The sequence below is a fragment of the Dyadobacter sp. CY347 genome, assembly GCF_021502655.1.
GTDB lineage: Bacteria > Bacteroidota > Bacteroidia > Cytophagales > Spirosomataceae > Dyadobacter.
On the sequence record NZ_JAKFFT010000004.1, the window covers coordinates 1,209,551 to 1,236,392 of the forward strand.

15 protein-coding genes and 1 pseudogene are annotated in these 26,842 nt (G+C 46.2%); 7 read left to right on the forward strand and 9 right to left on the reverse strand.

Going from position 1 to position 26,842, the window contains the following annotated elements; all coding sequences use genetic code 11:
• Positions 1-4: 4 nt before the first annotated feature.
• From L0659_RS13270 to L0659_RS26545, 3 genes and pseudogenes are all read right to left on the reverse strand, one after another.
• Positions 5-571 (reverse strand): cupin domain-containing protein, encoded by a 567-nt coding sequence (locus L0659_RS13270; RefSeq protein WP_235126563.1) that lies wholly within the window; start codon positions 569-571, stop codon positions 5-7.
• 280 nt (positions 572-851) lie between these two features.
• Positions 852-1,478 (reverse strand): YhcG family protein, encoded by a 627-nt coding sequence (locus tag L0659_RS13275; protein WP_409019078.1) that lies wholly within the window; start codon positions 1,476-1,478, stop codon positions 852-854.
• Positions 1,455-1,628 (reverse strand): annotated as a pseudogene (locus L0659_RS26545) (DUF1016 N-terminal domain-containing protein); the annotation flags it as partial. The pseudogene L0659_RS26545 and the gene L0659_RS13275, both read right to left, overlap by 24 nt.
• A 364-nt stretch (positions 1,629-1,992) precedes the next feature.
• Between L0659_RS26545 and L0659_RS13280 the strand changes: the two are divergent.
• Complete coding sequence (locus tag L0659_RS13280; RefSeq protein WP_235126565.1) at positions 1,993-2,586, forward strand: hypothetical protein; 594 nt, start codon at positions 1,993-1,995, stop codon at positions 2,584-2,586.
• 73 nt (positions 2,587-2,659) lie between these two features.
• Here the strand turns inward: L0659_RS13280 and L0659_RS13285 are convergent, their stop codons facing one another.
• The 6 genes from L0659_RS13285 to L0659_RS13310 all read right to left on the reverse strand — a co-directional run bounded on the left by L0659_RS13285 (position 2,660) and on the right by L0659_RS13310 (position 11,493).
• Entirely contained in the window at positions 2,660-3,085 is a 426-nt protein-coding gene (locus tag L0659_RS13285) for a hypothetical protein (protein WP_235126566.1), read from the reverse strand.
• An 8-nt stretch (positions 3,086-3,093) separates the two neighbouring features.
• Positions 3,094-3,669, reverse strand: a complete 576-nt coding sequence (locus L0659_RS13290; protein ID WP_235126567.1) for a Panacea domain-containing protein — start codon at positions 3,667-3,669, stop codon at positions 3,094-3,096.
• A gap of 69 nt (positions 3,670-3,738) precedes the next feature.
• Positions 3,739-4,173, reverse strand: a complete 435-nt coding sequence (locus L0659_RS13295; protein WP_235126568.1) for a helix-turn-helix transcriptional regulator — start codon at positions 4,171-4,173, stop codon at positions 3,739-3,741.
• Positions 4,174-4,274: 101 nt separating this feature from the next.
• A complete protein-coding gene (locus L0659_RS13300) occupies positions 4,275-6,788 on the reverse strand; it encodes a membrane or secreted protein (protein ID WP_235126569.1) in 2,514 nt (837 codons plus the stop codon).
• 92 nt (positions 6,789-6,880) lie between these two features.
• Complete coding sequence (locus L0659_RS13305) at positions 6,881-8,386, reverse strand: RagB/SusD family nutrient uptake outer membrane protein (protein WP_235126570.1); 1,506 nt, start codon at positions 8,384-8,386, stop codon at positions 6,881-6,883.
• A 20-nt stretch (positions 8,387-8,406) separates the two neighbouring features.
• Complete coding sequence (locus L0659_RS13310; protein WP_235126571.1) at positions 8,407-11,493, reverse strand: SusC/RagA family TonB-linked outer membrane protein; 3,087 nt, start codon at positions 11,491-11,493, stop codon at positions 8,407-8,409.
• A gap of 220 nt (positions 11,494-11,713) precedes the next feature.
• On the opposite strand from L0659_RS13310, the gene L0659_RS13315 reads away from it, so the two are divergent.
• The 6 genes from L0659_RS13315 to L0659_RS13340 all read left to right on the forward strand — a co-directional run bounded on the left by L0659_RS13315 (position 11,714) and on the right by L0659_RS13340 (position 26,819).
• Positions 11,714-15,724 (forward strand): hybrid sensor histidine kinase/response regulator transcription factor, encoded by a 4,011-nt coding sequence (locus L0659_RS13315; RefSeq protein ID WP_235126572.1) that lies wholly within the window; start codon positions 11,714-11,716, stop codon positions 15,722-15,724.
• Positions 15,725-15,904: 180 nt separating this feature from the next.
• Positions 15,905-17,263 carry a hypothetical protein gene (locus L0659_RS13320; RefSeq protein ID WP_235126573.1) on the forward strand — a complete coding sequence of 453 codons (1,359 nt, stop codon included), beginning with the start codon at positions 15,905-15,907 and terminating at the stop codon, positions 17,261-17,263.
• 357 nt (positions 17,264-17,620) lie between these two features.
• Entirely contained in the window at positions 17,621-20,806 is a 3,186-nt protein-coding gene (locus L0659_RS13325; protein WP_235126575.1) for a CheR family methyltransferase, read from the forward strand.
• 69 nt (positions 20,807-20,875) lie between these two features.
• On the forward strand, positions 20,876-21,895 hold the full coding sequence (locus L0659_RS13330; protein WP_235126577.1) for a chemotaxis protein CheB: 1,020 nt from the start codon (positions 20,876-20,878) through the stop codon (positions 21,893-21,895).
• Between the two features lie 124 nt (positions 21,896-22,019).
• Positions 22,020-22,340, forward strand: a complete 321-nt coding sequence (locus L0659_RS13335) for a DUF6660 family protein (RefSeq protein ID WP_235126579.1) — start codon at positions 22,020-22,022, stop codon at positions 22,338-22,340.
• Between the two features lie 87 nt (positions 22,341-22,427).
• Positions 22,428-26,819 carry a CusA/CzcA family heavy metal efflux RND transporter gene (locus tag L0659_RS13340; RefSeq protein ID WP_235126580.1) on the forward strand — a complete coding sequence of 1,464 codons (4,392 nt, stop codon included), beginning with the start codon at positions 22,428-22,430 and terminating at the stop codon, positions 26,817-26,819.
• Positions 26,820-26,842 lie beyond the last annotated feature (23 nt).

A 26,842-nucleotide genomic window follows, 5' to 3' on the forward strand; every position in this document is an offset into this window, starting at 1 on the left:
ACTGTTAATCCAGTTTCAAGGGTGGCCCTACCACCTTCATTCCGTTCTGTTCAAATATTTTGGCAATTTCCTGAGGCGATGGATCGTGCGTCAGCGCTGCCATTTGCAAGAAAAATTCTTCCAATTTTCCAGCCGGCTGCAAGGTTACCAGCATTTTGCCTTTGGCTGATGCCTGCGTCCAGGCGTGGGGGACTGCCCGCGGCAAAAAGATACTCTCGCCGGCCGTAAGGCTAAACCTTTCCTTATCGACAAGGAATTCATAAGCGCCTTCGAGCACATAAAAAACTTCATCCTGGCCCGGGTGCACATGCAGCGGAGTTCCGCGGCCCTGACTGAGTGAGGTTTGCTCAAAAATCGCAAAACCACCATCGGTATCACTACCCGAAACCTTAACATCCAACACATTCGCATTGACGCCCTTCAACTGAATGTGCCCATGCTTACGCCCTTCACCCGCCTTCGTTTTGAATACTTTTTCGATCATTCCTCTTAATGCCGCCGCCTTCGCAAATACAATGGCAGGAAGTGAAGTAATGACAGCCATACTGCCAATGAATGCGTTTCTGTTCATAAGATAATGAATGTTGAAAGTTGATTTTTAAGGTTAAAGGCATCCAAAAAAGAGGCAAATATGCGCATTACCGCTAAATGGACGCGTAGCGTTTGCGTTGATTATTTAAGCTGATATTTTAGAGGAGAAGCGCAACTAATGTAAGGATGTCGGACGTGCGGAGTGCTACCTTTAAATAAGTTGGAGAGGGCGCGCGGCCGCGAAAATTGCGCGGATTGAGGAGGTTTTGGATGTGGAGTTGATTGGGGTTAATGTGTGGTAAGTTATAAAAACGAATATGTTAATTATTGTCTGCAACATCCTGACTCGTTAAAACTTCAAGCTCCTTTTCTAATTCCTCAATCGACGGCAGTTTTCCTTTCAAATTTTCCGGAATGGATTCAGTCAATTTATAAGAAGAAATTCCAATTGGCTTACTGATGTCTTTCAATGCATATTCCGCCACAACTTTGTCTTTCGATTGACATATTAGTATTCCAATGCTCGGCTGATCTATTTCTGATTTAAGTTGATCATCAATCACTGACAGATAGAAATTCAATTTCCCGGCATACTCCGGCATGAACTTCCCTCTTTTCAATTCGTTTACGACATAGGCATGCAACTTCACATGATAAAACAGCAGATCAATAAAAAAGTCTTGTTCGCCAACTTCCAAATGATATTGTCGGCCCACATAAGCAAATCCAGCACCTAGTTCTAAAAGAAACTTGGTGATATGATCAGTTAATGCATCTTCGAGATCTTTTTCATTGTGTTCGTCTGCCAGCGTCAGAAAATCAAATACATATGGATCTTTTGTAATGTATTTGGCCAAATCCGACATTGGATCGGGTAACGTTTTGTTGAAATTGGTGAGTGCATAGCCTTTTCTACGGTAATATCCAGTCTCAATCTGAGCGACCATCACGTCCCTGGACCATCCCTGTGTCGCGGTTTCTTGAATGTAAAAATGCCTTTCCTCTGGCTCTTTGACTTTGGTCAAAAGTGTGATATGATGGTACCAGGTAATTTGTGCAAGTGCCGCTTGCAAAAATTCGCGGTCTGGATATGCGGTCGCAAATTGGCGTTAGCATTTCTTCATTGGCCGAAAAAGATGCTTTTAGTCGACTTTGGCGGATGGTAACTTTTAGTTCTGCGAGGATTTGCGGGTACTGGCTGGAAGCTAGCTGCATTCAGATTTGGTGTGTTTTGTGAACGCGGGACAGTGGCTGAAACGCTCCGATGAAAGTCTGGTTGTAGGAGAATTGATACTGACCGGCGATCTAAATTAGCTTAACTCTAGGCTTTGTAAAACTTGTGTTAAGTGTCAGAGATTTAGTATTTGTTTCGCAATAATCTGAATTCGGGACAACGTTTCACAACGAATATTATAATTACCTTCACGGTCAATGTTGTTCATTATCCTAACACTAGAATGTATGAAACTAATTTTATGGCTGCTGATCATATTTGCTGTGACGCTTGCATATCCCATTTATCACTACATAGAAACTTTTGGCATCTATTTGTCTACTGACAGAGCTGAATTAGGAATGTTAGGAGATTTTATGAATGTGTGGGTTAGCTTAGCAAACCTACTAATCTTAACAATAATAACGCTCTACATCTGGAAACAGGGAACGAAAGAAGACTTAGCTCGTGAGAGGCCATTATTAATTTTAAAAGAAGGTTCGGCTGACAAGACCTGGACCATTCAAAATGTTGGTAAGGGTGCCGCGATCAACATAAAAATGTCCTACAAAAAGCCTAACTCAAACGATTGGGAAGCCCCCTTTATTAAACTCTTTTCGTTAGGATCCGGAGAGTCTCACGAGATTAAACGATTTTTCGCAGCATCAAAAATTGGCTTGGTGTACACTGATATTTCGAAAAATATCATCTCATCACTTACCGAGTCCCACGATACTGAATTCCGAATTGGAACAAACATTCTTGGATCCAGCGAACGGCCATATGTCACCATGAGGGAGTGGGATAATGAGCCACCATCAATACCATTTCATACTAGCTAATCTTCATCAAAGAGACTTCGAATTGCCAGCCAAATATTGCCTGATCAAGAGCGCACATATAAAACTCCTCTAGTCACAAAAAAAGCTTCTTAATCTTCCGCTCCACCAGTCTACTTTTCAGAATTCCATTGATGATTAGCTCGAAATGCTCGTCATCCAATTGATCCTTATATTTAATTTTTCCTTCGTTAAACATTTTTTTAAAATCCTCCACGGGAATTGAAACAGGACTATTACAATTGATGTAAGTATTTTTGCTAAAAGGTTTATCCGGCTCATTCTGGATAAAGACAATCGTGTCATAATCAAGGTTGCGCCTTTTAACATAATTCAATATCGTGTCAAGCTTGGAAGTACATACCGAAAACAACAGGATTTCTGTGCCTTTGTCAAGCAATACATAATAATGCGGATCCGGATTTCCCTGATAGTTAAGTGAAAAGTAGAGGATACTTTTTTCCTTAAGTACCTGATAAAAGGTCTCAAAACTAACTTCCATCGGGTCGATTAAGCAGAGAATTCTAGGAAAATTTCTCTGGATTCATTCAGGAATTCTTCACTGTCATTAAACAAGCCAATCTTATCGCTAACATTTACAAAGAAATCATCCATGACGATTTCATACCTGCCCTTTTCAGCGATTTCGAAATTTGCTTTATAGCGAATCCATTCAGGAAAGTTGTGAGATAGTTCTGATAGAGCGAAATGGTCGTAGTGTTTGTACTTTTCCCAAATCAGATCCATCACTTCTATATCTGTCTCAGAAAAAACATCTATGTCGGCCTCTCCGTGAACTGAGTAGTTATATTGGCTGGATGTTAAATACTCAGCAATGTTTTGCATTTCCCCAATGTCAAAGGAAATGCCCGAGCCTTTCAGTAGATCAAATGTGCAGGAAGCTACGGGGCCATTTTTCATGGCGAAATACTGGTCTCCCGTGATTGTTCGGCCGTATTGCCGTAAATGATATCGATCAGACAGCCAGATCAGTTTTAGCGCTCTCATTTTGTTCAAGCCGCCGCCACCAAGATTGGCAAAGCGAATAAGTGCGTTAAGGGCTTTATCTGTTCTAAATCTTTCCATAGTTATTTCAGGTGTATGTGTATAGTGAGGGCAAAAGTAATACCAAAAGATGGATTTTTCAGATACAACTCACCGCCCCCCAATCAACCGCTCCAAACGCCCCATCATCTCATCCTTCTCCTTCAACATCCGCTCATAAAGCTCCATTTTTTCATCATGTAACTTCCTGATCTCTTCAATCGGATTTACGTTGAATGTGGGAGTGTTCCCATTATTGACGAATGCGCTATCCTTGAAGTCGTGGTAAGTATTCGTGATAATATTAATCGCTTGATTTTCATCAAAATTCCGAATCGCCTCGGCCGGGATTTTCAAAATCGCCGCCACCTGCTCCAAAATATCGGAATCGATCTTTTCCCTCTGTTCGAGCAGGGAGACTTTTTGCTGGTTCCAATCTTCGCCTAGTTCGAATGCGAGGGCGTCTTGTTTGATCGCGAGCATTTCGCGAAACCTTTTCAGATTGCGGCCTTCGTGGATCTTGGGATTGGAGGTAGTATGTGTCATCTGGAAAGGGTGTTTGGTTAAAAAGGCAATTTATGTAAATCTCCCCGGAAGTTTCCGGATAATTTACGCAGAACGAAATGTAAGTTACCGGGCGGGTTCTGTCATTCCAGCGTTACTTTTTGAATCGTGATGCCAGCGAGTGGTTTTTTATCCTGATCGGTCGTTTGTGTTGGTATAATGGCAATCTGTAACGTTTCCACATTCATTAAATCTACTTTTCCAGCCTTCGGTGTGGTGTCTAGTGAGTAGGGTAAAAATCCCGGATAAGGGCGTGGGAGACTGATGAAATCTACTTTTTTAAGATTGTCCAGCGACACAGCATATGTGCTGTTTTCGGGTTTCACATCCAATGTCGCGCCGTAAACGGAACCATCCTTGCCGATAAGTGCAAGCTGAATGGTGCAAGGTTTTTGATCGAGCGAGTGGCCTTGAAAAACCAACTTGTTTTTCGATGATAAATCCGAAGTGCGGCCTGCTATATTGCTTTTAAAATTATAGCGCATTGCATATTCTTCTGCTTTTTCAGGGCTTATACTTAGCTCAGAAGTTCCCGTTTCGGGTAAGGGTGTCAAGTGTGATGTTTTCAGATACGGTCTTAATAATTGCTCGTGATCCAGCGCAGCGTTGAAAATGGTAATTGGTGAAGATTTTGGCGGAATGTGCGTTTCGAAAGGCTTTTCCTGATCGGAAGGATAGAAGTTTTCTACTCCGTTTTCTTTGATTAAGATGCTGTATTTCAGGCCATTGTCTTTCAAGAGTTCTTGTGGTATAATTGCCGAGTAATGATAGCCGCGCTCGTGTGCTAACGTTAAGTCCACTGGTTTTTGGCCTTGCGTAAAAACTCTGATATGCGGCGTTTCAGGTTTTTTTAAAGAAACAATCTGCACTTTGACTGGCACGCTTTCACCAGCGGAAACCTCCTTAACTGGCGTGTGAAGCACGTGGGTTTTTGTGAGTGTTGTTGCTGGTGCTACGAATTCGTTTAATGTGATATTCTTCCATTTGCTGGTTGCATTTAACTTGCTCGAAGCCCCTTTTTTAACGAGCGTATAAGCGCCGGGCGTAATGTCAAATGTCTGATTTTTGGTCTGGACACTTTTAGCAGTGTTTCCCTGGTTCAAGGGTTTGATCTCAAAATCAGTGCCCAGGTCCGGCAACTGGACCGACATGGGCCACTCGCGCCAGTTGATCACGGCAAGGACTTTGTCCAGACTATTGTAGCCAAATGGATCTTGCACCCAGATTGCATCAGGTAAAACTTCCAATCGCCACACGCCATTTTCGAGCTTATCCAGGAAGTACGCGCCCGTTCCTTCGTATTTTACAACCGCCGAGTTGCCCGACCCGCTGATATGTGCCAATGCGGCTGCATTGGGTGGAATCGTGGTTGTATTGTTGCTATAAATAAATTTTTCCTTCGTAACCATTTCCGCCAGATCCTGCCCATAGCTTACCCTGAAATCGCCAAAAGACGTATCTGCCGGGAATCTGCCGAAATCTTTATAAAGCGGAACATTGTGAAAAACTTCCGACGCTATTTTCAGGCTCAATGCTTTCTGCGGCGTGTAAATCAGGTTCATATAATGCGTGTCATACTCCGTATTGGCATAGGCAAAAAAAGTTGGGTCGTAGGCAAAGTGCGTGGCTAGCTGCATGCCGGCCGTGCGGAAACTGCGCGCCATGGCGGGATAAACGTAAGAGCGGCCCACATCGGCCGCATCGAATTCATAGACGATCTTGGCCATTTGTTTAAACCTCGGATTGGCCGCGAAGGGGATTTTGTAGTCGTCCACATTTGGCAGCAAATTGCCCATAATCTCGTGCTTGGCCTGCAATCCGGTGGGATACCACTGAAATGTTCCGCCCTGAATGTCGGCATCGAAATAGCCCTGGGCCAAATGAATGCTGTGGCTGATGTTATAAAAGACCGGCTTTTGACAGCCGGTCTTCCGCATGGAACTCGTCATGCCATTAATGAATGCAGTTACATCGCTGGCTTTCCCGCCGTGCTGAGGCTCATTGCTGATCTCAAAGGCAATCAAATCGGGCTCGTTCTTGTAAGCAACTCCGGTATAAGGATTGACGTGGTTTAAAAACTGATACAAGTAATTTTGCTGCGCTTTAATGGCATCAGGATTGGTCAGGCAGGTTGCTTTGCCATATTTCCGCGAGAATCCTGGCGTTTTTTCATCTTTTTCCGGCCAGCCATTTCCCCAGTAAGCAATGGGCGTGAGCACAAACCGGATGCCGCGGTCTTTCATCTTTTTCAATGCATAATCCAGCAGTTTCAAATGCTCATTTTCCAGCAGATTTCCCAGCGTATCGCTGATCTCTGTATCCCAGACGTGGACGCGGTAAAGATCAAAACCCAGCCGTGAAAAGTGGTATACATCATCGTCAATGGCTTTTTCAGGGGAAACGCCGAGTTGTTTTGCCACCCGGTAAGCATATGCAAAAGGAACCGTGTAATTTACCCCAAACCCTTTCACTTCCTCTTTTGACGTGCCCCATCGCATGACGCCGTCTTTGTCCACATACACATCCCGGGACTTTTGCGAAAAGGCGATTGGGCAGGTAAAAAAGATGAGAAGCAAAAGGGTAAGGGCAATCTTCATTTGGAAAAGAATTAAGATGTAAGAAATTGTGCAAAGTGGCTGTTAGCTTTTAGCCGTTAGCTGTTGGCTGTTAGTTTGCTAAAAGCTAAAAGCTAATAACCTTTCGTCTGTTCAATCTTCCCTTCACCCACATTAATCACATATTGCGGCAAAGGAAACAGTTCTGACGGCCCGTGGTTCACTTTTCCGGCTGCTTCCAGCGCGGAAGCCCATTTTCCATGACGAACCAGATCAATCTTGCGAACGCCTTCAAAATAGAACTCAAAGCCTCTTTCCCGAAGAATAGCATCATTAAATGCAGCTTTGGAAGCCGTAGCTGTCGCCGGTAAAGCAGCAACCCCGCCGTGTTTTGTCCTTACTTCATTCACCAAAGCAATGGCCTCTGCCGTCGGGCCGGACAACTGATTGATAGACTCGGCCAGCATTAGCAACACATCGGCATACCTCAAAACGGGCATGTCATTTCCCTGAACGTCAGCACCCGGTGAAGATTCGTCAGGATATTTTCTCAAAACAGGTCCACGCATGTTGGTGCGGTTGCGTACTTTTCCGGCTTTGTCGGTGTAGGTGGGAATGAGCAGGTTTCTGCGTTTATCTGCCGGATCAAAAGTGTCGTAAAATGCCCAGGTAGGGCAGAAGACGCCGCTTGGGTTAGCCCAGCCGCCTCCGAGTTTGATGCTTTTGAAGTCATTTGGCAGACAATAAAGTGCCATTGCATTAAAATTGCCGCCGCCTTCGCCGTTGGTGGGCGCCACCGGGTCGCAGTTCACAGCCCAGATGGTTTCAGTATTCACTTCCGTCGATTCGCGGAACAAACCGGCATAGTCGGAAACCAGGCTGTATTTGCCCAATGCAATCGTTGCCCGCGCTGCTTTCTCGGCCTCCGCCCAGTTTTTTTCATTGAGATACAACCGCGTCAACATGCCCAGTGCCAATCCTTTGTTAAACCTGCCATATTCCGAAGGGCTTAGTTCCAGATTTTCAGCTGCAAAATTAAGATCAGCAGCAATCATGGATACATAATTTTCTCGTGACGGGCGGGTCAGGTCACTTTCGGCATTGGTGTTGATCTTTGCCGCGTCAAAAATCACGGGAACCGGGCCATACATGTGCAGCAAATAATACATGGTCCATGCGCGTCCCATTCTGGCCTCGGCGATGAATTTGTTTTTGGCGGCGTCGCTGATGGTTGCTTTTTCGATATCAGCAATCACCTGCGTCATCCGGGTAACATAACGCACTTTTTCAAAATGGCTTTGCTTGCCTTGTGTCCTGAGAAATGTGAAATCTCCTTTACTGAAAAATTCCCAGAAACCACCCCATTCCGTAAACACATTCATCTGATCCGTGGGCAGGTCAAACATGGCTAAATGTCCGTATTCCGGGCTAAAAAACATGTTTTGGTATTCCACATCGCTGTAACCCCATTTGGAGCCAAAGGGCTTGTAAGCCTGCAATGTGTAAAGTTTGAAGTCAGCCTCCGTTTTGGGGAAGTTGGCAGGGGAGAGCACGCCGGTGAGCACCGGGTCAAAATTTTTCTCGCAGCTGGTGACGGTTAAGCTGGCTGCCAGTATGCCGGCAATGATGATCTTTTTCATATGATTTTGAATGTCGAATGTTAAAAATTAGCCCGCAGACCCAGTGATACGGTTCTCACCATCGGATAGGGAGCTGGTCCGCCTTTGATCGAGCTCGCCTGGATTTCGGGATCGACGCCTTTAAAGCCAGTCAGAATGAATGCGTTCTGTACATCCGCGAAAACCCGCAGGCTCTTCACATATTTGGTCAAACCACCTGAGTTGATGGTGTAGCCCAATGTAATGTTCCGGCAACGAAGAAAATCCCTTTTCACAAGCCTTGTATCGAGTCCGGCGTCCAATGCGATCGCCCCTTCATTATAGGCTGCGCCGGGTAGCGTTCCGTTTGGATTGGAGGTGCTCCAAGCATCTTTGATCCGCTCTGTTCCGCTTTGGTTGCTGGACAACAAGCTCACCGGGTCACCCCAAAGCGTGGTGAAGTCATTGCCCCACGCACCATATTGTCCGTAGAAAAACAAGCTCAGGTCAAACTTGCCGTAAGTGAAGTTGTTGCCAAATCCGACGATCGCTTTGGGAATGCCTGAGTAGCTTTTTACATCATTGAAATCCAGCTTTCCATCGCCGTTGTTATCGACAAAAATGGGGTTACCAGGCTTACGTGCCGATGCAGGCTGCCATGCAGGCACTTCCTGCCCAGCCTGCAAAATGCCGTTTGTTTGATATACATAAATAATATCGCCGCCCACCGGATCATTTACACGGCCATACTGCGCCGGAGGATCATTCGGAAAGCGCTCTACCCAGCGGTTTGTAAAATGCGTGACATTCAATGTCGTATTCCAGCTGAAATTCTTGGTTTTCAAATTCTCTGTATTAATGCTGAATTCAAAACCTTTGCGTCGCTGGTGACCGCCGTTGATCGGAGAAGTCGAAATGATGGACAATTGCTGGGTTGTAGCACTGCTTAGCAGACGGGTGCGGTTTTCTGTAAAAACATCCACAGAACCGGTTATGCGCTCTTTGAACAAACCAAAATCCAGACCTGCATTAAATGTCTTGGTGATCGGCCAGCGCAGGTTTGGATTATCAAATGCCGTGAGGCGATATGGGAAGTAAACCGCCGAGCCATTGTTGAATGTAACCGCATTAGGATCAGCGCCATAAGCACCGTAAGCAACACTGCCCGGGCGCTCGCCCGTCATACCATAGCTGGCGCGCAGCTTCAATGTGCTGATCGTGGGGATATCCTGCATAAATGCCTCATTATTAATCTTCCAGCCCGCCGACACAGATGGGAAATACTGGTATTTATTGTCGGGGAAAAACTTATCCGCACCATCGCGGCGCACGGTTAGCGAAAGCAGGTAACGATCCAGAAAATCGAAATTGCTACGGATAAAGAATGAGCGAAGCTTGTTAACACCTCTGTATGAACCGATTACTTTTGGCCCGGTTGCAGAAGCCAGGTTGTCGGTGTTGATCGCATCCTGCATATCCGACGTTTCCACACTAAACCCTGAAAAATCTTCCAGATATTGACCTACACCCGTCACGACGTCCAGATTAAGCCAGTCGCCAAATGATTTTTTGTAAGAAACGGTTGCTTCCATCGTTTGGTTTTGTCTGCGTGTTTCAGCCAGCGAAGCGCGAGCCTTGTAAAGTTGCCCCCAGAAAACAGTGACGGGAATGTAGAAATCACGAATTGAACTTTCACTATTATTACCATATAGGAGCTTGGCTGTCAGTGTGTTTGGAATAATGTCAATGTCAAGCGATGTATTGGCCAGCAAGCCCTGCGCTTTGGTTTTATCCTTGATATCGAGTAGTGAAACCGGGTTGCCGGTGATGGCAAACTGGCTGTATGTGCCGTCTGCATTGTAAACCGGAACAGAAGAAGGGTAGGCCAATGCAGCCTGCAAAGCATTAAAGCCCTGCGTTCCCGAGCCGCCCGTTTGCCAGCCCGCCTGCGGATTGGAATACGCATTACGGTTTGCATTCACATTCACATTCAGCCTGAATATCTTGCTTAAAACAAAATTCACATTCAGCCTGCCCGAGAAACGCGTCAGATCAGACTTTTTCATGGATCCGACCTGGTTGAAATAGTTGCCGGAAAAAAAGTAAGTCGCTTTTTCTGTTCCGCCATTGACGCTTACATTGTGGTTATCAATGCTTCCCGGCCGCAAAACCTGTCCGAGCCAGTCCGTTCCTTCTCCCGCATTGCGTATTTGCTCATCGGTGAATTTCTCTGTGTAACCACTCAAATCCGCAGGCACATTTCCAAACGGCGCCATATTGCGGTCTGCCTGGTATTTGTCTTTGCTCAACTGATTGAAATACAGCATATAATCCGACGCACTCAATGGTTTCAGATACGGCATATTCCTCGAAAAGGAACGGTTACCATCGTAGCTTACACTCATCCGGCCCGCTTTCCCTTTTTTAGTGGTAATGATCATGACACCGTTGGCCGCCGAAACACCGTAAATCGCCGCACTCGCATCTTTCAAAAACTCGATGGATTCAATGTCGTTTGGGTTCAAGCCAGCCAGTCCGCCGCGGTTAACGCCCTGCATTTCAACGGAACCATTGCCCGGCTCCATGCTATTTCCAGGATACACCACGCCGTCAATGACCAGCAATGGATCTCCTTTTCCACGAATCGAAACCGAAATGTTACCGCCCGGTTGCGAGCTTTGCTGTGTCACCTGCAATCCCGCCGCACGACCGAAGAGCAGCTCGGATACATTGTTGTTGGCCGATGTTGGAATTTTGGTAGGATCGACTTTTGAGATGGCCGTAGTCAGGTTTTTCTTGGCAGTCGTTCCATATCCGACAACGACGACTTCGTCCAGGTTTTGCGTGTCTACCAGCAATTTTACATCAATTACAGTCCGGTTCGCGATGGCGATTTCCTGTTTGATATACCCTATAAAAGAAAAAACAAGCGTTTGCTCCCCGGTCGCGCCGTTGGGAAGGGCCAGCGAATAATCGCCATTCTGGTCGGTAGATGTTCCGCTCGTATTTCCTTTCAAAACCACATTTACGCCGGGTAAACCGCCTCCCGTGTTGTCAGTCACTTTTCCTTTGATGACCGTCTGCTGCGCCAGGAGCACTGTGCAGGAAGTCATTAGGAAAATCTGCAAAAGCAGTAATATTTTCTTCATGGAATTGATGGATTAAGTTTATATTTTACATTATAATTCATGGTTGCAAGGTAGATCCACCGCCCAAATTCGATTAGAAATAATCTGACGGAAAGCGATAATTTTCTGATATTTGTCTGGTATTTATTATATTTTTTGTTCAAAAAGTCAGTTTTCACGCCAAAAGAGAATGTGTCGGGTCGGTAGGATAAGCAGAACGTGGGGGATTATTTTCTTTTTAATGCTGGCGTGCCTTTCCTCGCATGGGCAGGAGAAATTTTTCAGTACACTTTCTGTAAGCGAAGGCTTACCCACCAACCTGATCAATGCGGTTGCGCAGGACCGCAATCACTTCATCTGGATCGCCACCGGGGATGGCCTGGCCCGGTACGACGGCTATCATTTCAGGATTTTCAAAAAAGACGGAACACCAAACTCCATTCCAAGCAACGGCGTCCAGAATGTTTACGCAGATGGCGACGATCTTTGGATTGGGACAGTGAATGGGTTGAGCAAAATCAATACGATCACATTTAAAATCACCCGCATTCCCACCGGAACGCATACCAACATACGTTGCTTTTCAAAAGGTTCAGACGGCAACCTCTGGATCGGGACTATGACCGGGCTGATTAAATACAACCCGAATAATGGGACGTTCACAACGTTAACCACAAAAAACACCAACCTCAGCCATAACACCGTCCGCACGATATTTCAGGACAACAAGGGCATATTGTGGATCGGCACTTATGACAAGCTTAACAGACTGGATCCCAAAACAAGCACATTTAAAGCATTCAATCTGAAAAGAAAAGGCGCTCCGAATGTTCAGAACAACCTCATTTGCGACATTAAGCCCGTCGCAGGAAATGATTCGCTACTCTGGGTGGGCACGGAAACTGGCCTCTGCCGCTTCAATATGCTTTCCGGCGCGCGTGAAAACCTGAACGATCAGACGAAACTGAGTAATCAGGTTGTCAAGGCCATTTATACGGGCGATGATAATAAAATCTGGCTGGGCACCGATTTTGGTTTAAACATTTATAATCCCGTCAACAACACCACTGAGCACTATTTTCACAATCCGCAATCGCCTTACTCGATTGCCAACAATGTGATCTGGCAGATATTTGAAGACCGGGCGGGTGTGGTTTGGTTTGTAACATCCAATGGGATCAGTAAGGTGAACCAAATGGATAATCTGTATCAATACCATCATGTGATGCAGCAGGTTGGCGGGCAAACGATTGGAAGTCAGGTGAAGTCTTTTCTGGTCAGCAAGAAGGGAATTTACTGGATCGGCACGTTGCACGGCGTTATTCGTTTTGATCCAGAGACCGGTCAGAGCCGAAAGTTCAGCATTGAGTCACCCGGGCCAGGCCGTCTGATGATCAATAATGTGACCGTTTTGCATGAAGACAGGGATGAACGCATTTGGATCGGAACTGTTGCAGGCATTCACGTTTGGGATGATGCAAAGCAGAGCATGGAGACGATTACTGCCGGGCAAAATAATGGCTTGGCTTCCAATTACATTAACAATTTTGTAGAAACGCCTGACGGGACATTGCTGGTCGGAACCTGGGAAGGCGGCATTTTCAAATCGACGAAAAGTTTGAAAGACGTTAAGGATCTGCATTTTCAACTGGTGTCAAAAGCTGAGACTGATCAGTTTCTATCAGATAAAGAATCGCTATGGCTAATAGAGTTTGACGAGCTTTTTGGCCTGAATTTGAAGACAGGTATTAAGAAAAAAATCCTTCCTTTTGCCCAAGTAGCGGATCGCAAAACGGTGAGCAGCTTTTTCAAATCCCAAAGCGGAAGCATCTGGGCTGCCACAGAGAATGGACTGGTTGAATATGTCCCTTCCACAAACAAAGCATCTTTTCACGCCATCCCGAACCATAACATGGCCAGGGCCACCATCACGGAAGATCAAAAGGGCAATATCTGGGTTGCAACCAATACGGCCCTGGAAAAGTTTACGCCTGTAAGCGGGAAAGTAGAATTTTACCCGCTCAATAAAAATCTTCCTATTAAAAGTTTCTATGCGGGTTGTGTGGGCAGATCAGCTTCCGGTGAACTGTTTTTTGGCGGAGACAATGGTTATATCTCGTTTTCACCGGAAAAGGCGATCCCAAATGGCTATCAGCCCAGGGTGGTTCTGACCGATTTGTTGCTCAATAACAAGAAAGTGGAAATCGGTGAAAAAGTAGATGACCGCGTGATTCTGGACCGGGACATTTCCTATATGCCCAAAATAGAGCTCGATTATGGACAGCGCTCGCTTGAATTGAAATTTGCATCATTGCATTTCTGGCAACCGGAAATGAACACGTATTCCTACAAGCTGGAAGGTGCCGACAAAAACTGGACGACGACATCAGGCAATAAAAACTTTGCCGTATACTCGAACCTCTCGCCCGGAACCTACACTTTTAAGGTAAGAGGCACCAACAATAACGGGATTTGGAGCAAAGAAACAAGCACAACTGAAATCACCATTAATCCGCCATTGCTGCTAAGCAAAGGGTTTTTGGCTTTGTACGTAATGTTGATCGCAGCGGGCGTTTATGTTGCATTGAAAATCTATTCCGGCAGGATCAAATTGGAAAACGAACTGAAAATTAGTAAGTTGGAAATTGCGCATGCTGAAGAAATAGAGCAAACCAAAGAGCAGTTTTTCACCAATATTTCCCACGAGCTGCGCACGCCGATCAGCCTTATACTGCCGCCCATTCACCAGATCATGCGAAATGGGAAGCTGGATGCTGATAATTTCAAGCTGATCTCCCTCGCCGAAAAGAATTCGCACCGCTTACTGCGTGTGGTAAACCAGGTGCTGGATTTCAAGAAAATGCAGGAAGATAAATTGTATTTGAACACCTCTAAAATCGAAATTATCGGCTTGCTGCGGGAGCTCTACTCGCATTTTGCCGACAAAGCAGCCAGGCACGAGGTCGATTATACATTTACCAGCAACACACCCGAATTTGAGCTATTTGCCGACGCGGAGAAGATCGAAACAATCGTGTTGAACCTCCTCTCAAATGCATTCAAGTTCACCCCAAAGGGCGGCTGCATTGCCTTTGACGTTCAGATTATAAACGATGAAAATCCCGCTGATTTTGCATTACAAATTGGCATTTCCGACACGGGTGTAGGCATTTCAGCAGAAGATCAAAAACGCATTTTCGAACGCTTTTACCAGACCGCTGAATCCAGAAAACGGGAAATGGGGTCGGGGATCGGGCTGGCGCTCACGCTAGAATATGTGAAAATGCACGGCGGGGAAATACAGCTCGAAAGTGAGCCGGGAAAAGGCAGTAAATTCACTATTTTGCTTCCAAAAGGAAACGCGGAGCAACTGACTGCGGAACGCGTTGAGCCGGATTCATATCCGATGTTCGAGGGGAAATCTCAAAATACAGAATTGTACGAAGCGGTGCATTCAGATGCGGAAAAACCACTTGTGATGATCGTCGAAGACAATCCGGATATGGTTGATTTTATACGCCTTACGCTGCAAGATAAATATCGTTTTGTGGTTGCGGGAGATGGGGAAGAAGGTTTGCGGAAGGCCACCCAGTTCCTGCCGGACGTGATTATTTCAGACGTAATGATGCCCGTTATGGATGGTCTGACATTCTGTAAAATGCTCAAAAGCAATCCCAAAACCAGCCGCACGGCAGTGATACTGCTCACTGCGCGTAGTTTGACCTCCCAGAAAATCGAAGGAATCAGGATCGGTGCCGACGCTTACATTACCAAACCGTTTGACATAGAACTACTTGATGCGCAGATCGGCAATCTTTTGCAACGTAAGGAAGAATTGAGCACCTATGTCCGTCAGAATCTGATCGTAACACCGGAATTGAAAGACGGGAAGGAAAATGTAGATGAGAAGTTTGTCAAAAAAGTGATGAGTATCGTTGAAGTTCACATTTCCGATCCTGAATTTAATGTGGAAGTGTTAGCCTCAGAAATGGGCATGAGCTCAGCGCATTTGTCCCGGAAATTGAAAACTTTGACGCAATTTTCGGCCAATGAGATCATTAAAAAATACCGTATAAAAAAAGCTTCCCTGCTGCTGAAAAATAATGAGGGCAATGTGTCCGAGGTGATGTATGATGTAGGTTTCTCGAATCTCTCGTATTTTTCTAAATGTTTTAGGGAGGAGTTTGGGGTTACGCCAAAGGAATATGGCAAGAAGGCTTTGGGAAAGTTTAATACAGAGCAGATTTTCTAAACATTTCGGTTTTTTTAACCTAAAACACATCTGATGGATATGTGGATTCCATCCGTTTTCACTATCAATGATCGGTTTCGTCGTGTTGAACCCAATGTGCGAAAATACTGTGACCCTACTATTACGGAAAAACAAAATTTGTGTAACTTCCGCTATACTTACACTCAACCCTAACTTCCTGTGCGTTACCTCTATCCGCTTCTGCTAATTGTTTTATTAGTTACCTGTAAAAAGGAAGATGAAGGGCCTGCTCCCGAAATGGTAACCCAGAACCTGCCAACCGGTTTACTTTCTTTTACGATTGACGAAGTGCCCCAGGAAAATATCCGCTTTGCCACGATCGAACAAAACGGGCCGCACCACGATCGGATCGTGATCACATTGCCTAAGGAATATGCAAAAGGTGACGAAATGACGGTCACGATCAAAATGATGGAAGGTTTTCTCATTCGGGACGGTTCCATGAACGAATACAACCCGAGCGAAATGAAGCTGAACTTTTCAAAAACGGGCTGCCTTGCATTTACCGTCTATGATAAGAAAAACGACGTTTACCCGGGCGCCTTTTATTTATACGTTGATCCGACAATCCCAATGACGGCCCCTTCGACGGGCAAAAACTACGAAGAGACGTTAGACGGCACAGAAACTTTCGTATACATCCCTGTCCAGAATCTAGGGACCGCAGAAACCATTACTGAAAACAATAAATGGGTTAGTGACGTTGAAATCTTTATCAAAAACAAGAAAACCGGCGTCGTGACCCCTTCCCGCGGGGCATACTATCTCGAAAACCCTAATAATGATCTGTTTGCCATGATCCCCGCAGCAATGGAAGCCGGGGAATACGAGCTCACGGTGCAGAAGCAAAACCGAAAGGTCGTTATCCCGGATGCGCTTGTTTTGAAATATGGAAAGTCAATTGTACGAATGTTACCTTTTACCTCGGCCAGCAAGGACACTTCAAACAGCATCAGCTATTCTGGTTACAACCTATTGCCGGAACATAAGTATATCATGGAACTCAAAAATGATTTCACTTCACCAAAACGGGTAACATTATCGCCTACCAACTATTTAACTTTAAAACAGGAAATTCCAGCTTCTTTTCCAAGTGGGAATTACGAAGCGACACTTTTTATCGATGGCAAGGAAATGCCATCATATTGGAATTATAACCGCAATATCCTCGAAATCAAAAAAGACGCCAGACAGCCAAGTTTAGCCACCCTTTCGAATGAAAGAAATGCTGTATTGGGCGAAGTAACGCTTTACAAAGCTATCACAACCTTCAAGAAAAGCGAACCAATTATTGCCGATCTGCGCGACGGAGGTAACAAGAGCAACATCATTATGTTTTTAAAAAATGTTGCTTCGGGTAAAACTTTCGAATTGCCTTTCTCCGGCAAGACTGACTCTTTCATCCCTTTCTCGCTCTTTAACATTCCCAAAGAAGTTCCGGTAGGAAAGTATGAGGTATTTGTAAGCGAAGTTGACAAAATCAGTGAGCGATATCATAAGATCATCACCATTGAATAGCGTCGAATCTGGCTTAAATTAATCCCCCTTCATTACTCGCGTGCATATGCAATTAAAAGCGATGATCTAATTGTATACGGCCAGTTCGAAGCTTCACTTTGTGAAAACTTTTTTTTGCGACTGTATTACTGATGCAGTCGCAAAAACCTCCTGGTTTTCACCAGGTTTTCTTTACTTCACCATCTCTGTTAGGTAACCATCCCGATTACTGACCAGCCGACAATTTTAGTTTACATTTGGTTGCTTTAATGTGAAAATCATTATAACACATTAAAGAACTTTCTGTACATTATAGCACTAAATATTTAGTGATGTGGCAGTAACAGTCGACATCCGTGCACCTTACCTCTCCACTTAATGAATTCAATTGAACCACATCACATCGTTGCCATCGGCGCATCGGCCGGAGGCCTTGATGAGCTGATTGCCTTTTTTGAAAATACCCCGCTGGATGGTGTTGCCTATATTGTCGTCCAGCACTTGTCGGCTGATTATGAAAGCATGTTGGCAGAAGTCTTATCCCGCTACAGCAAGCTTACTATGGTGCAGGCGGCAGAAGGGATGGGTGTTGAGTCCAATTTTGTCTATGTGATTCCCGGAGATAAGTTTATGACCATTAACAGGGGACATTTACATTTAAGTGATAAATCCAAAGAGCGCAGTCCGCACCTGACCATCAATACATTTTTAGCCTCCCTTGCTACCGAATGTGGCCCCAAGGCAATTGGTGTCATCCTGTCAGGCCTGGGCTCTGATGGCAGCGAAGGCGTGAAAGCGATCAAGAAGACTGGCGGAATGTTGATCGCCAGAAACCCGGAAACCACAGAATTCAACAGCATGCCTTCCAATGCCATTGCCACCGGAATGGTGGATTTCATTGCGGAGCCAGAGGCTATGCCCGCCATAATTGAAGATTATGTAAATCGGGAAATCGAATTACTCGCAGCCAGCATCTCTGATGGGAAAAATGTGGCCAGTTTAATTGGGCTTATCAGCCAACAGTTGCCCCTGGATTTCTCAGACTACAAGCAGTCTACCATTTTGCGCCGGATCAAAAGAAGGGCGGCCTATAATAACTTCGAGCAGCTTGAAAGTTACCTCGAATTTGCCAAAGGTTCCCCTGATGAAATTGAAGCGCTTGCCAAAGATTTCCTGATCAGCGTAACTGCTTTTTTCAGGGATACCGAAGCCTTCGATGCGCTGGAAAAGCGGGTCCTCCCTTCCATACTGGAAAGTCTTTCGCGTGGCCAGGAGATCAGGATATGGGTTACGGGCTGCGCAACGGGCGAAGAAGCATACTCGATGGCCATCCTGGTGCGGGAGCTTTTGGGAGAAAAGGTCCAAGACCATGAAGTGAAGATCTTTGCTACCGATATCGACACAGCTGCACTGGCCCATGCCGGTAAAGGCATCTATACTGCTGCTGTGGTGTCCAGAATGCCGCAAGCTTATCTTGAAAAATACTTTGTGCAGGAAGGGGAACATTACAAGGTAACTGGTGCCTTGCGGAAAATGGTCATATTTTCCAGGCACGATCTGGTGAAAAACCCGCCCTATTGCAATATGCATCTGATCAGCTGCCGCAATTTGCTTATCTACATGACTCCGACATTGCAGCAGAAAATCTATCATATGCTCCTTTTTGGGCTTAAACCCGAGGGATATCTTTTTCTTGGGTCCAGTGAGAACCCGTCGCCGATATTAAAAAGCCTGAAAATCATTGATAAAAGTGCGAAGATCTACCAGAAACTGGATGCAGTCCAATCGGTAAACTTCGAGACATTTATACTGCCGGAATATACCTACCAGAAGCCGTCCAGCTTAGGGATTTCTCAGCCGGAAACAAATAAAATAGCCGACCGTATCCTGGATGCGGCAATCCATGAAACGGTCCTGAATGAAGAGCAGCGCCTGCTTATTTGTGTTGATGAAAACAACAAGGTGCTCAAATCCTATGGCCCTACCGGCAGGTTCCTTGCCCAGAAGATTTTAACTTCGGATCTGACAGAACTGTTACCAGGTCCATTGAACATCGCTTACAAGACCGCCTGTAAAAAAGTCAGCGAAATCCATAAACGAGCAGTCGTCAAAGGGGTGCAGATCCAGCAGGGAGAGCAGGCAATTAAAGTAAACCTATCTGTTAGTCCGGTTGTTCACAAAGGCCGGCTTAATGGGTTTTTAGTGGTCCAGTTTTCGGAGCATGAGGGTTTTGAACAACCTTCAAATGAAATTCAGTTTGACCAGAAGTTGTTTCTGGACGATTATACCCGGTTTTTGGAACAGGAAAACAAGGACCTCAAGGAACAACTGGCCACTGCCAGCGAAAAGCTGTTTGCACTCAACGAAAACATGCAGTCCTTTAATGAGGAGCTGCTCTCAGCCAACGAAGAGATGCAGAGCACCAACGAGGAAATGCAGTCCATTAATGAAGAATTGCACACAATCAATGCGGATTACCAGTTAAAGAATCGGGAGCTGCTAGACCTCAACGATGATTTGAACAATTACTTCAAAAGCAATATCAACGGCCAGCTCTTTGTCAGCTCGGACCTTCGGCTGATGCGCTTTTCGCCGGGTACAGTCCGGCATATCAACTTGGTTGAAAGCGACATTGGACGTCCGATCAGTAATATTTCTACCAATTTCAGGTTTGAAAGCCTTTCTGAGGATATTAACCATGTCCTGGAAAACGGTTATTCCATCACCCGGGAAATCCAGGCCAATGATGGCAAGTGGTACCAGGTCATGACTATGGCCTATATTCAGCAGCAGGGCAATAAAAGGACCGGCGCCATTATCACTTTTAATGACATTACCGGCCTGAAAGAGATACAACAGCAGCTGGACAAAAAGAACGAGATCCTAACCCGTATCAATGCCGATCTGGATAACTTTGTCCACACGGCGTCCCATGACCTGCTTGCCCCGCTGGGGAATATCGAAGTTAGTATTTCCTTGATGGAGGATATACCCGTTGACAATCCCGAGCTCAAACCATTTCTGGCTGTCATCCGTGATTCAGTAAAAAAATTCAGTTCCCTGGTGAAAGACATTGGCGCTGTGGCGAGGATCGAAGACGAAGCCATTTCAACAGAGATGGTAGACCTGAATGAAATTCTGGACAGCATCATATGGAGCCTGGGTGATAAAATCAAACAGACCGGCGCAACGATTACCAGTGACTTGAAAGTGAGTCAGATTCTTTTTTCCAAAAAAAACCTGAGAAGCATCTTGTTCAACCTGGTCTCAAATGCGATCAAATACCGGTCCGAGGATGCGCCTTTTGTCACCATCCAAACGTCAATGGTAGGGGAATTTACCGCATTGTCTGTCCAGGACAACGGGAGCGGGATGGAACAAAAGGATATTGAGAATATTTTTCAAAAGTACCATAGGCTCCAAACGGCCCATGAAGGACAGGGCATCGGGCTTTATCTGGCTAAAAAAATCATTGATGCGGCCGGTGGCAGTATCCGGGTTGAAAGCACCCCGGGTACGGGAAGTAAGTTCGTGATCTATTTTCCGATAGCCGGGCTGCAATAATAGCCAGTCAATTGTTGCTATCTTTTTACTGGTATACTTACATTGCCCACACTTTACCACCATGTTGCTATGTCCGAAAACAAACAGGCCCCGTCGGGAAAAGTGATCGTTATCGGCACGTCCGCCGGTGGCCTTAGTGCCTTAAAAATATTAACCAGCCAGCTGCAGGCAGATTTTCCGGCGCCCATACTGGTTGTCCAGCATATTTCAGCTGACTCAACGGGCGACATTCTTTTAGACGTGCTTGGAAGACAAAATAATCTGAAATGTCAGCATGCTGTAAACGGAGAAAGCCTTAAAGACGGGCATTTATACCTGGCACCTTCTGATCACCATTTAATGATTGGTGATGATCACAAAATCCTGGTCACCAAGGGTGCACAGGAAAACCGCTCCCGGCCGGCGATCGACCCATTGTTCAGGTCGGCTGCCGTTGTTTTCGGCAGCAATGTGATTGGCGTCCTGTTAACGGGTTATCTGGATGATGGCACAGCCGGGATGATCGCTATCAAGCGGTGCGGCGGTATATGCATTGTTCAGGACCCCGCAGATGCAGAATACCCTGATATGCCTGCAAATGCTATCAAACAGGTTGAGGTCGATTTTTGTCTACCCCTTCTGGAAATGGGCGGTTTGCTGTATCAGCTCCTGGCGGCAAAACCAGAAAAAAATAAGCCGGTCCCAAAGGATATAATGATCGAAGCAAAGATTGCCAAACGGGTGTTAAGCGATTTACCTGCTGTTAACTCCCTCGGTGACCAGGTGCCCTTTAATTGTCCTGGCTGTGGCGGTGTGCTATGGAAAGTGGACAAAGGCCCCTTGACACGTTACCGTTGTCATACAGGCCATGCGTATACCGCGCAAGGTCTGATCACCGAGCAGACCCTGAAGATCGAAGAGACCATGTGGACTGCGCTTCGCATGTTTGAGGAAAGGCGAAATTTGCTTACCACATTTGCCAAAGAGCAAACCGGGGCAGTCAAGAAGTCGGCGATTGAAAGGGCAGAGCTTTCCCAGGTGCATATCGACCGGATTAAAGCAATCCTGCTCGCTGATGACCGGGGAGCAGCAACGAATGTCTCGTTTTGACCCTGAACTTACAGAACAAGCGCATTGTCGTATTACCCCCATGTGATAGTCTTTAAATCCGGTTCGGTTCTTATTTGTTTCTGCCTACCTGTTGCATGTTTTATTGAGCTACTTTTGCGGTGTTATGAGATTAGCGCTTTATATATTGGCTTTTTACACAGTAGTTCTATCCTGCATTCCGTGTCAGGATGAACCATTGCGCTTCTCACATAAAGACATCCCGGCCACGATTAATACCAGTGCTGATCATCAGGATCAGGGCACTGTGGACCTTTGCTCCCCATTTTGTATCTGTGCGTGCTGCGCGGGCATAACACTGCAACAGCCATTTGCTTCATTACCTGAGGTCACTTCCGTCCCATTTTTTAAGGATGATGCATTCGCCTATACGGCTGGCAGCAAAGGCGGTGATCCGGCATCTATCTGGCAACCCCCAAGGATTTAGTGTAATCCATTCTTTTATGGTTTGCTTTATTGCTGTGACTTTACAGGTCACGGTTATAGGCTCATTCTACACAAATTCTAAGTTCAGATGTTAGATAAGGTCATTCATTTTTCCATTCATAATAAGCTCGTTATCGGAATATTTACCCTGGCTCTTGTCGTCTGGGGCGGGTATTCGCTGACGCAGCTACCCATTGATGCTGTGCCCGACATTACCAATAACCAGGTACAGATCATTACAAGCAGCCCTTCACTGGCCGCTCAGGAGGTAGAGCGCCTGGTTACATTCCCAGTCGAAACTGCCATGGCGACCATTCCAAGTACAGAGGAGATCCGGTCTATTTCAAGGTTTGGGCTGTCGGTTGTTACCATTGTTTTCAAAGATAACATTGACGTTTACTGGGCCCGTCAGCAGGTTTCCGAGCGCCTGCAAAATGCTGTTGAACAAATTCCGCCTGGCGCCGGATCGCCTGAGCTTGCGCCGGTAACCACCGGACTGGGCGAAATATACCAGTATGTGCTGCATACCAAAAAGGGCTACGAGAAAAAATACCCGCCTATGGAGCTCCGAAGCATCCAGGACTGGATTGTCAGAAGGCAGCTTTTGGGCACAGAAGGCATCGCGGATGTAAGCAGCTTTGGTGGATTTTTAAAACAGTACGAAATAGCGGTTGACCCTTTTAAATTAAGAAGCGCCCAGGTCTCAATGTCTGAAATCTTTACAGCGCTTGAAAAAAATAACCAAAATACGGGCGGAGCTTACATTGATAAAAAACCCAATGCCTACTTTATCAGAAGTGAGGGGCTTATTACAAACCTGAAAGACATTGAAAGCATCCAGGTCAAAGAAACGGCGAACGGGTTGCCCGTACTGATCCGTGATATTGCAATGGTGCAGTACGGCGCAGCTGTACGGTATGGTGCGATGACGCGCAACGACGAAGGCGAAGTAGTAGGAGGGCTGGTGTTAATGTTAAAAGGCGCGAATGCTGCCAAGGTGATCGGCAATGTGAAGGAAAGGATACAGCAGATCAGTAAAACACTTCCCGAAGGTGTGGTGATCGAGCCGTTCCTGGACCGCACCAAGCTGGTCAATCATGCCATTGGTACAGTTTCCAAAAACCTGATCGAAGGGGCGTTGATCGTCATCTTTGTATTGATCCTTTTGCTGGGAAACCTTCGGGCCGGGCTCGTGGTGGCTTCGGTGATCCCGCTGGCGATGCTTTTTGCAGTCAGTATGATGAATCTTTTTGGTGTTTCGGGAAACCTGATGAGCCTGGGAGCAATTGACTTTGGCTTGATCGTTGATGGTGCCGTGATCATTGTTGAAGCCACGCTGCACCATATAATGGGCAAGAAATATACCCACCGGCTTTCCCAGCAGGAGATGGATAACGAAGTCTACGAGTCCGCCTCCAAGATCCGCAATTCAGCCGCCTTTGGCGAGATCATTATCCTGATTGTTTACCTGCCGATCCTGGCTCTGGTGGGCATTGAAGGAAAAATGTTCCGGCCTATGGCGCAGACCGTAAGCTTTGCCATACTCGGCGCTTTCATCCTTTCGCTGACTTACGTGCCAATGGTGTCTGCCTTGTTTTTGAGTAAGAAAAATGAGCATAAGCCCAATATCTCTAACCGGATCATTTCTTTTTTTCACAGGTTATACTTGCCTGTATTAAGCTTTGCGCTCCGGCAAAAACTCATTGTGGTTGTGACTGCCTTAGCGCTTTTCGGCCTGAGCCTGTGGATGTTTATGAATATGGGCGGGGAGTTTATCCCGCAGCTTGACGAAGGTGATTTTGCGATTGAAATGCGCGTACTGACGGGAAGCTCGCTGTCGGAATCGGTGGATGCCGTTCAAAAGGCGGCCGGTGTGCTGCGCAAAAATTTTCCTGATGAAGTTATAGAAGTAGTAGGTAAAATAGGCTCTTCTGAAATACCCACAGACCCCATGCCCGTGGAAGCCGGTGATGTGATGGTCATATTAAAAGATAAATCAATGTGGACAAAAGCCGAAGGAAGAGAAGAATTGGCCGAGAAAATGCAGGCCATGCTTACCCAAACCATCCCCGGCGTGACATTCGGGTTTCAACAGCCCATCCAGATGCGGTTCAATGAGCTGATCTCAGGGGTTAAACAGGATGTAGCAATCAAGATTTTTGGGGAAGACCTGGACGTGCTGGCCCAGCAGGCAAACAAGATTGGTAAACTGGTGGCTTCTGTCGAAGGTGCCCAAGACCTGTATGTGGAAGAAGTAAGCGGCTTGCCGCAGATCGTGGTAAACTTCGACCGCAACCGCATGTCGCAGTTTGGCATCAGCATTGAAGATGCGAACCGGACCATTAATACGGGATTTGCCGGAAGCAGCGCGGGTGTGGTTTATGAAGGTGAAAAAAGATATGACCTTGTCGTCCGGCTCAAAAGCGAGAACCGTCAGACTCTTGACGATGTCCGGGGTTTGTTTGTGACCACATCGCACGGAGAACAGGTCCCGCTTGGCCAGATCGCAACTGTCGAGATGAAAACGGGCGCTAACCAGATCCAAAGGGAGGATGCAAAACGCCGGATCACAGTGGCATTTAATGTTCGTGGCAGAGACGTAGAGAGCATTGTCAAGGAGCTTCAAAGCAAAATTGATAACCAAATTAAGCTGCCCACGGGATACTATACAACCTATGGCGGCCAGTTTCAAAATCTGCAAGAGGCTAATACCCGTTTAAGCATTGCTGTGCCGATTGCCCTGCTGCTTATTTTTGTGCTGCTTTATTTTACATTTAATTCACTGCGTCAAAGCCTTTTGATCCTTACCGCGATCCCGCTGTCGGCCATTGGTGGCATCATTGCGCTTTCACTTCGCGGAATGCCTTTTAGTATTTCGGCAGGGATCGGCTTTATTGCGCTTTTTGGTGTGGCGGTCTTGAATGGCATTGTGCTGATTGCAGAGTTTAATTCGCTCCGCAAAGAGGGCATGACTGATTTGAAACAAGTTATATTCCAAGGCACAGAAACTCGTTTACGCCCGGTGTTGATGACGGCCCTTGTGGCATCACTGGGATTTTTGCCCATGGCGCTGTCCAACAGCTCAGGAGCGGAAGTCCAGCGTCCCCTGGCAACGGTGGTCATCGGCGGGCTTGTGTCTGCAACACTTTTGACCCTGCTGGTGCTGCCGGTATTATACTTGATTGTCGAGAAGCGCTTTGGTGGCGCTGCATTTAAACCTGCCGCGATTCTTCTACTTGTTTTTGCCGCATGCACCTTTAATGCTCCCCATATCCAGGCACAAGATTCAACCAATATAAGCCGGAAGATTTCGCTTGAAGGAGCCATTAATGAAGCCACCAACAAAAACCTGGAAGTAAAAGCAGGTATTAACCAGATCGATTACCAGAATGCAATGCTTGGCACTTCGGCCCAGATCGCAAAAACAGATATCTCCTGGATGGGAGGTCAATACAACAGTAACCGGTTTGATAACCAGTTCAATATTTCGCAAACCTTGCCCCATCCAAAGGTGGCCACCAGAAGAAAAGAGCTGTTGTCTGCCCAGGTTAACGGCGTCCAGGCAAGGTTGGAAGTGACCAAGGCGGAGCTGATCAGACAGGTTAAAGTCAATTATTATCAGCAGGTCCTTTTAAAACAGCAACAAAAGATGCTATTGGCGGAAGGCCTGCGTGCCGACCGGTTCGTCAAAGCAGCGGCGCTTCGTTTTAAGGCCGGAGAAACGGGCCAACTTGAATATTCAGTCGCCCAAAGTGAGCAAGGTGAAATCCAGGCGCGGGTTGTTCAAAACCGGGGCAACTTACTAGTCCTGCAAAGACAGCTGCAAATGCTGCTCAACAGTGCAGAGCCAATGCAAGCCCAGACAGATACGCTCGAAAAACGCTCGCTGGGCACTATTGTACTCGATACTGCCGGCATTAGCTCAAATCCGTATTTGCAGTTCCTAAGCCAGCAGATTGCCATTGAAAGACAGACAACGGCCTTTGAGCGCACCAGTTTGTTACCTGAATTCAGTGTAGGGTATTTCAATCAGTCTTTGATCGGGGGGCAAAATATCAATGGAACCGAAGTCTTTTATGGAGCCGGAAAGCGTTTTCAGGGATTTCAGGTTGGCGTGTCCGTCCCGCTTTTCAGCGGCGCGCCCAGAGCACGTGTAAAAGCATCACAGCTCAATGAGAAAGTCGCTCAGAACCAATTGGAACTTGCGCGGATGGAGGTGGGCAGCAGCTTGCAGCAAGCTGTGCAGTCTTATCAAAGTGCGGCTCAAAGTCTGCTTATATATGAGCAAAAAACCTTGGTTCTTGCTGATGTGATCGCAGGCAATGCCACAAAGGCCTATGAAGCAGGCGAGATTGGATATGTGGAATTTTCACAGGCGCTGACCAGGGCCTTAAATATCAGGTCAACATACCTGGATCTGCTGGGCAGTTATAACCAATCGGTTATTGAAATTGAATTTCTGCTAGCCAAACAGCAATGATCCGCTTTTGTATTATCTATCGT